Source organism: Allomuricauda sp. CP2A (genome assembly GCF_001683915.1).
Lineage (GTDB): Bacteria > Bacteroidota > Bacteroidia > Flavobacteriales > Flavobacteriaceae > Flagellimonas.
Window position 1 is genome coordinate 1 of sequence record NZ_LXTT01000055.1, and the last position, 9068, is coordinate 9068.

Consider the following 9068-nt stretch of genomic DNA (forward strand, 5'->3'; position numbering starts at 1 on the left):
ACGACGATGACAATGACGGCACCCCTGATTCTGAGGACGCATTCCCAAAAGATGATTCCGAGGATACCGACACCGATGGTGACGGAACGGGTGACAATGCCGATAACGACGATGACAATGACGGCACCCCTGATTCTGAGGACGCATTCCCAAAAGATGATTCCGAGGATACCGATACCGATGGTGACGGAACAGGCGACAATGCCGATGACGACGATGACAACGACGGCACCCCTGATTCTGAGGACGCCTTCCCGAAGGATGATTCCGAGGATACCGACACCGATGGTGACGGAACGGGCGACAATGCCGATGACGACGATGACAACGACGGTACCCCTGATTCTGAGGACGCATTCCCAAAAGATGATTCGGAGGATACCGATACCGATGGTGACGGCACGGGAGACAATGCCGACGAGGACGATGATAACGACGGCACTCCTGATTCTGAGGACGCCTTCCCAAAGGATGATTCTGAGGATACCGATACCGATGGTGACGGAACGGGCGACAATGCGGATGATGATGCCGACAACGATGGTACTCCAGATGATGAAGACGCTTTCCCGAATGACCCGAACGAAGATTCCGACATAGATGGCGATGGTGTTGGTGACAATGCTGATACCGACGATGACAATGATGGTACCCCTGATTCCGAGGATGCATTCCCAAAAGATGATTCTGAGGATACCGACACCGATGGTGACGGCACGGGAGACAATGCGGATGATGATGCCGACAACGATGGTACTCCAGATGATGAAGACGCTTTCCCGAATGACCCTAACGAAGATTCCGACATAGATGGCGATGGTGTTGGTGACAATGCTGATACCGACGACGACAATGACGGAGTTACCGATACCGATACAGACGGAGACGGCCTTGGCGACAACGTTGACAATGACGATGACAATGACGGTATACCCGATGATCAAGACGATTTTCCAAATGATGCCTTAGAGACCATCGATACCGATGGAGATGGAACCGGTGACAATGCCGATACCGATGATGATGGTGATGGCTATTCCGACGAAGTGGAATTGACCGAAGGAACCGATCCTACGGATGCATCCAGCACCCCATTGGATACCGATGGTGATGGCATTCCTGACAATATGGATGATGATGATGACAATGATGGTGTTGCAGATAGGGATGATGCGTTCCCAACAAATGAAGAACCTTCATTGGTGCCTGCCCAAGCTTTTACCCCCAACGGTGATGGTAACAACGATGCTTGGATCGTACCGGGGATAGACAACTATCCCAACAATGTGGTCAAAGTTTACAACCGATGGGGCCACGAAGTGTTCGCCACCAGATCGTACCGAAACAATTGGGAAGGGTTCTACAAAGATAGGAACGAGAAACTCCCTGCTGGATCGTACATGTACATCATTGACCTAGGGGATGGAAATGCTCCGCTCCAGGGCTGGATCTTTATCAACTATTAAATAAACAACAAGACAAAAAACACAATATAAAAGACATGAATATTATCAATAAATTCCAGGTACTGATAGCGGTCTTGGCACTGTCCGTTTCGGCTAGCGCCCAACAGGATCCCAACTATACCTTTTACCGCTATAACATGAACATTTACAACCCGGCCTTTGCTGGAAGCTCAGAGGCGGCCGAGTTCTCCTTGGGAATCCGGAGCCAATGGGCCGGAGTTGAAGGTGCCCCCGAGAGCCAGAGTGCCATTTTCGGGATGCCAGTGGGCAGAAATGTGGGGCTTGGCGTGTCCATCCTCAACGACAGGACCTTCATTGAACAACAGACATGGATGGCCATAGACGTTTCCTACTACATTGATCTGGATGCAGAGCATCGCCTGTACTTCGGCATCAAGGGAAGTGCCAACTCCTATGATGCCAACACCGATGGTCTGGTCACCTATGGAGTGGGGCAGGACGGTGCACTCATGGACTACGAGAGCCGGTTCACGCCCAATGTGGGTGCAGGGGCCTATTTAAGGCACGACAGGTATTTTGTGTCATTGTCGGCACCAAAGTTGTTGACCCCGGACCGTATGCAGGAACGCAACGGCAACGCCTATTTAGGGGCAGACCGTAGGCATGCCTACCTCAGTGGGGGGCACACCTTTCTCTTGGGCAAAACCTTGGATCTGAAGACCATGGGGATGTTGCGCTATGTGGACGCTTCGCCCATATCCGTGGAACTGACGGGCATTCTGGACTTTGGTGAGCGCTTTGAGTTCGGGGCCAGCTATAGGTACGATGAAAGCATCAGCGGATTGTTCCTGTTCAATATAAGCAACGGCTTTAATTTGGGGTATGCCTATGAGACCGCCATCCAAAGCCCCATTGACGGGTTGGACAACAATACACACGAACTGTTCATGCGATTAAAAATGTAGTTGAGTTTTATTATGGCTATGAGAATCATGAGCAGAATGCCATAATCTGCTTAAAAGGCGCCCCAAGTAGGGGCGTCTTTTTATTTTTCAGCTATAAGGAAGCTAAAAACAAAAGGCCTGTATTTGTACGGCAAGCCTTTGATGCATAAGTCTATATGGAGCTTTCTCCTATTGCTCATATACGTTGAGAGATAAAATACTTTTTACTGCTACTTATGGTTCGGAAAATTTTAAAATTATGTAACCCACAGGTCAACGATAATTCTTTTATCAAAAACTGGATTAAAGCAATGGGGTATTCTGGGTTTTTGGGAACCTTCCTTATTAATTCATAGAAGTGATGATTGTTTTATTGCTTTTGAAACTGTCTTTTTTGTAAATGTAAATCTGCAACGGAGAATTTGAATAACTCTATCGGTACATACATCCTCTTGGTTTTAATTCAATTCTTTTACCCTGCAATTGTAAAGGTAGGGCGGTGAGACGCCTTACCAAAATAGAGACAACCATTGAGTTTTGTTCTCATTTTTGATTTTTGAATTAGCTATTCTCCGCTTCTCTCGCCCGCCTTTCTCAATTGTACTAGCTCATTAATTACTAACAAAACTTTAAACTCTATGAAAGAAAGTAAAGTGTTCTTGACCTTCGTGGTTTTCTTAATTGGAACCGCAATTTTACTGGGCCAAGAGAGAGACATTTCAGGTAATGTTACAGATTCCCAAGGGTTGCCATTACCTGGGGTAAACATTATTGTTGACGGAACAAATTCTGGCACCCAAACCGATTTTGATGGAAATTACTCAATTTCAGCCTCTACAGGTCAGGTGCTCTTGTTCACCTATATTGGTCAAAGACCAGAGCGCAGGACAATTGGCATTGAAAGTATAATCAATGTTCAGATGCAGGAGGATGCCCAAGCCCTTGAAGAGGTGGTGGTGACCGCCCTAGGTATCAAGAGAGAAAGGCAAGCGCTTGGATACGCGGTGGCCGAAGTGGGAGCGGAAGATCTTGAACAAAGAGGCGAAGGTGATATTGGAAGAGCCTTGTTGGGCAAAGCATCTGGTGTAAACATAACCCAACAGAGCGGACTCTCTGGATCAGGAACAAATATTATAATCCGAGGATATAACTCGTTTAGTCAAAGTAACCAACCACTATTCATTGTTGATGGGGTTCCTTTCAATGCTGATACCAATTCTGTTGGTAGACAGGGGGACCGACAAGACTTCATAAATGGTAATAATGGATCCAGTAGGTTTCTTGATCTTGACCCGAACGCCATTGAGAGTGTGAACGTGTTGAAAGGCTTGGCTGCTGCAACGCTCTACGGTTCTTTGGGTCGAAATGGTGTAATACTCATTACTACCAAGGCCGGTGCGGGAGGTCAGGGCATCAAAAAGACTGAGATTACTGTGAACTCTTCGATTTTTTTCAATGAGATTGCTTCAACACCTGACTACCAAAATGAATTTGGTAATGGGTTTGACCAAGCTTTTGGATGGTTCTTTAGTAACTGGGGACCTAGTTTTGATCGAGAAGGTATTGCAGGTTGGGGCAATAGTACGGCATTTGATGCACAGGGCACTTTGCCTCACCCTTACACATTATCGGTGGCAGGCCAACAAGGGTTTCCAGAGTTTGCCAACATACGATATGAATGGAGACCCTATGACAGTTTTGGTAACTTTTTCAGAACAGGAACCGTAACCAATACCTCAATCAATGTCAGTGGGGCATCAGACGATGGTAAAATAAGCTATAATGCAAATTATGGTTACCTCAAAGACGAAGGTTTTACCCCGGGCAATAGCTTAAATAGGAACAATTTAGGTGTCGGGGGACGAGCAGTACTCAGCAATAAATTTACGGTATCGGGCACACTAAATTTTGCCAGGACCAAATTCATTTCCCCACCAGTTGCATACAGTGCAGGTAATGGGGCCACTGGATCTGGTTCTTCGGTATTTGGGGACTTGTTCTTTACCCCAAGGAGCATTGATTTGATTAATCTTCCATATCAAAGCCCAATTGATGGTCGAAGTGTGTATTACAGGAATGGTAATGACATACAGCATCCGCTGTGGACCGTCAACAATTCTGGCACAAGACAAGAAACCAACCGCGTATTTGGTCAAACAACACTGCAATATGAAATCAACGATAATTTAAATGTCATATATAGAGCAGGAATCGATGTATATAGTGAAAACAATGTAAACTATCAAAATAAAGGAGGTATCAATGGGAACGTGCCACAGCCTAGGTTGGCCAGTGGTATTTACGAAACGTGGAACAATACCAACACCATCTGGGATCATAACCTTGCGATTAATGGAGATTATGACATTACGGAAAAGATTGGTGCCACTTTCAACTTTGGTGTAAACTCAAGAAGGGAACTTTTTGATCAAAGTGGTGTGGCAAGTGATAACCAGCAAGTTTTTGGGGTTCTGCGACATTTTAATTTTTTGAACCAAAACGAGATTCAGAGTTCTGCCGAACGAAATTTGGCTGGAGCATATGGTCAGTTTGAATTGGATTATGACAGTTATGTTTACTTGACCTTGGCTGGTCGGAATGATTGGGCTTCGAACCTTTCCAGAGCCAATAGATCCCTTTTTTATCCAAGTGCAAGTCTTTCATTTGTACCAACAACTGCCTTTGAAGGGTTGAAGGGTAAAAATGTACTCAATTACTTGAAAATTCGTGCTGGCTATGGTACTTCGGCAGGTTTCCCCGATGCCAATTCGGATAACTACCCTGTAGCCAACCGTTTAATTCTTGATGCTCAAGACTTTCAAGATAATACGGGTAGGAACATTGTTACCAATACAAGCCCTTTAACACTTGGTAATCCAAATTTGAAACCCGAGCGGGTGGATGAAATCGAGGTAGGTATGGAATCAAGATGGTGGCAGAACAGGATTACCCTTGACATGTCCTTATATAAAAGGGTTACCACAGATCTGATTGTAACCCAACCCTTAGATCCGGCATCCGGTTTCTTCAGAACCAATACCAATGTTGGAGAAATCCAAGGTGAAGGTATTGAACTGGACTTGGGGGTTCAATGGTTCAGACCCAAAGAAGATGGAGGTTTTTCATGGACATCCAATCTGAACTTTACGGCTAATGAATCTGAGGTGACTGATTTGGGTCAGGATACAGACCAAATTGTGTACTCTGGATTTGGAAATTTGGGTAATGCTGCCATAGAAGGGGAACCCATGGGCGTGATTTTTGGTACCCGGGTATTAAGGGATGATGATGGTAATTTGGTGGTGGATTCGGTAGGGGATTATGCTACAGACCCTCAAAACGGGGTTATCGGAGATCCCAACCCAGATTGGGTGGCCAACCTTATCAACACTCTTTCATTCAAGAATTTCACACTAGGATTCCAGTGGAACTATACCCATGGAGGCGATATATGGTCAAGTACTATCTCCACACTGTTGGGGAGAGGACTTATTGTAGAGACTGTGGACCGTTTAAACACTTATGTATTGCCAGGTGTTACACCTGATGGTAGGGTGAATGATCTGCAGATAAATAACTCGGACTATTATTTCAGTAACGTTTTTGGAGGACCCTCTGAATTACAGGTATGGGATGCTACCGTTATACGCCTACAAGAGGCATCATTAAGCTATAATCTGCCCAAGAAGTTTTTGGACAACACCCCTTTTGGGGCCCTTACGTTCAAGGTTTCAGGTCAGAACTTTTGGTATGATGCCATCAATACTCCAGATGGGGCCAATTTTGACCCAAATACTTCAGGAACCGGTGTGGGCAATGGGTTTGGATTTGATTTCTTAAATGGACCCAGTTCAAGAAGATACGGTTTGAGCGTAAAAGCAACATTCTAAGATGAAAAAAGAAAATAAGATGAGAAAAACGAATAAATATATTGTATTGGTGCTATCCCTGGTGTTGCTTGGAGCGGCATCATGTGAAACCACGGAACTAGATCTTACCGAGGATCCTAATTTTTTGACACCAACACAGGCCAGTCCAGACCTATTCCTGTTATCTATTCAGGAGGATTTTGTAAGACAATTGGATGGGGATGCAAGTGGAGACCCCAATGACAATTTTACCACAGGGGGATTCCAATTTGGTGATGGACTTTCACCTATTGGAATGGAGTTGACAAGAATTATGCAAATGTCCAGTAGAAACTATGAAAGTACCTATCAAGACAGTGATGTGGACGACGAATGGGACAATGCATATAGGGGTATACTTTTTGACATCCGCTTGATGACCCCTTTGGCTGAAGAAGCAGGGCTTAACCGTCATTTGGGGATAGCCCAGTTCATTGAGGCCTATGTCATTACTGCAATGGTTGATTTTTTTGGGGACATCCCTTACTCAGAAGCTGTACAGGGACCCGAAATAGTGAACCCAAAATTGGATAGTGGTGAATCTGTATACGAAGCTGCTTTCTTGCTTTTAGATCAAGCCATTGTAAACTTCACCAATACCACATCCGGGACTCCATCCATTGACTATTATTATAACAATGACTACACAAAGTGGGTAAAGGCGGCGAACACCTTAAAAATGAAACTGTATCTTCAAACCAGACTGGTTGATCCAAGTGCAGTCGAAGCCTTCAATGCCATAGTGTCTTCGGGTAATTATATAATGGATACTGCTGATGATTTCGAGTTCAAATGGCCAGCCACAAGTGCTGCACAGCCAGACAATAGACATCCAAGATATGGGCTCAATTATGTGTCGAATGGTGCTGGGGATTATACGTCTAACTGGTTGGTCAACCAAATGCAAACCAACGATGATCCCCGAATTAGATATTATTTCTACAGACAGGTCAGCGTAGTGCCAGGCCAGGGAGGTACACCTCCGGATGAACAAACACTAAGGTGCTCTTTGCAGACACCTCCCCAACATTATACCAATGGCGGGTTTACCTTTTGTAGTTTGCCAAATGGTTATTGGGGTAGAGACCATGGTGACAATCAAGGAACGCCACCTGATGGCCTTCTAAGGAGCACATGGGGTGTTTATCCTGCTGGAGGAAGATTTGACGATGACAGCTTTAGCCCTATAGGTCAATCGAACGCAGCTTCTTTGGGGGCAGGAGGGGTGGGGATTACGCCCATTCTTAATGCCTTTATGGTCGATTTTTGGCGAGCAGAACTTGCATTGGTGGACGGAGATGTTGCCTCTGCACAGGTATTTTTTGAGGCTGGCATGAGAAAGCAGATAGCCAAAGTTCGTGCTTCTGTGGCAAATGATATGGTATCAGATTTGTCCTTTGAACCCACAGACGCTGAGTTTGAAGCCTTCATTAATGGGGTTGTCACTTCTTTCGGAAACGCAACTGGGGATGATCAATGGGATATTTTTGCCGAAAATCACTTTTTAGCACATTACGGAAATGGTATAGAGGCCTATAATTTTTATAGACGTACTGGATTTCCTTCTACGCTACAGCCAAACAGGGAGCCAGATCCGGGAAGTTTCCCCAGATCTATGTTTTATCCTAATCAGGCAGTTACCTCAAACGCGAACATTACACAAAAACCAAATGTTGGGGTGCAAGTGTTTTGGGATAATAATCCTGTAGGACCCTCATTTCCCAGATCAAACTAGCAATGAAAAATTTTAACGTGAAGATTATGAAAAATAAATGGAAATATACTGCACTGTCAGTGGTAATGGTGCTATTGGCCGCATGCAGTTCCGATGATAAATTGGTGGACGAAGTGGAAGCCACCGTTGCACGTGGATTGGTGTTGCGCACCATCTCCATAAATAGTGGGACATTCGATTTTTTTGATACTTCAAAATCTTGGAGTGTCACTCTTGAAGCTCAGGACGCTGAAGATGGTGATTTGCTTACAGCAATTGACGTTTTGATGACATTTGTAAACAATGGTGAGGCTGGTACGGAAACTTTGATTAAAACCATACCGGCCTCTTCATTTTCACAAGGACCTTTTGGCTATCCAAGAGTCGAAGTTTCTGCAACCTTGGCTGAAGTGCTTTCGGCATTAGGCCTTCAGGATGGGGATTATGATAGTGCTGATTCGTTTTCCATTCGTTTGGTGGCAAAACTATCCGATGGAAGGGAATTTACCAATAGGGGCAAGGGAACAGTATTAAATGGAAGCTTTTTCAACTCTCCCTTCGCATATTCGGCCCAATTTTTTTGCGCATTGTCAGATGCATCGCTTTTTGAAGGGGACTATACCGTAGTAGCAGATGCCTGGGCAGATTATGGTGGGGGAGAAGTAGTACAGGCAGAGTTTTTACCATCAGAAGACGGAGAATTTACCTTTAGGTTGCCCAACACAATAAGGCCCTTTATAATTAATAAAGATTCATCCTATTTAATTGTGACCATTGATACTGCCACGGGCAATGTTACGGTAAGTTCCAACGAACCATGGGACTATGGGGGCGGATTCATTACAACGGTAACGGGAGATGGTACTATTGGTACCTGTACCGGAGACATCAACCTTAGTTTGGATTTTTCCGGTTCCTCACAAAACCAAGCCTTTATCTTATCAAAGATATAGCTAGGTGTTTAATTGTTTAATAATGAAAACCTTGGAACAATCATTCCAAGGTTTTCGATTTTGAGGGTTTTTTACCTAAGGTTCTTGTTGGATAATTTATAAATATCGGATATGTATACAGA

5 protein-coding genes are annotated in these 9068 nt (G+C 44.7%); all 5 read left to right on the forward strand.

What is annotated here, in order from left to right; translation table 11 throughout:
- Positions 1-1466: gliding motility-associated C-terminal domain-containing protein (locus A7D14_RS07020; RefSeq protein WP_176712380.1), on the forward strand; the 1466-nt coding region annotated here is incomplete at its 5' end.
- Positions 1467-1501: 35 nt separating this feature from the next.
- Positions 1502-2392 (forward strand): type IX secretion system membrane protein PorP/SprF, encoded by an 891-nt coding sequence (locus A7D14_RS07025; RefSeq protein ID WP_067032009.1) that lies wholly within the window; start codon positions 1502-1504, stop codon positions 2390-2392.
- Between the two features lie 617 nt (positions 2393-3009).
- A complete protein-coding gene (locus A7D14_RS07030) occupies positions 3010-6261 on the forward strand; it encodes a SusC/RagA family TonB-linked outer membrane protein (RefSeq protein WP_067032012.1) in 3252 nt (1083 codons plus the stop codon).
- Positions 6262-6280: 19 nt separating this feature from the next.
- A complete protein-coding gene (locus tag A7D14_RS07035; RefSeq protein ID WP_067032018.1) occupies positions 6281-8014 on the forward strand; it encodes a SusD/RagB family nutrient-binding outer membrane lipoprotein in 1734 nt (577 codons plus the stop codon).
- 2 nt (positions 8015-8016) lie between these two features.
- On the forward strand, positions 8017-8946 hold the full coding sequence (locus tag A7D14_RS20385; RefSeq protein WP_067032015.1) for a hypothetical protein: 930 nt from the start codon (positions 8017-8019) through the stop codon (positions 8944-8946).
- Positions 8947-9068 lie beyond the last annotated feature (122 nt).

What these genes read in the sequence shown, in the direction of transcription:
- A7D14_RS07025 (WP_067032009.1), top strand. Translation starts at nt 1,502, where the DNA reads ATGAATATTATCAATAAATTCCAGGTACTGATAGCGGTCTTGGCACTG.
- A7D14_RS07030 (WP_067032012.1), top strand. Translation starts at nt 3,010, where the DNA reads ATGAAAGAAAGTAAAGTGTTCTTGACCTTCGTGGTTTTCTTAATTGGA.
- A7D14_RS07035 (WP_067032018.1), top strand. Translation starts at nt 6,281, where the DNA reads ATGAGAAAAACGAATAAATATATTGTATTGGTGCTATCCCTGGTGTTG.
- A7D14_RS20385 (WP_067032015.1), top strand. Translation starts at nt 8,017, where the DNA reads ATGAAAAATTTTAACGTGAAGATTATGAAAAATAAATGGAAATATACT.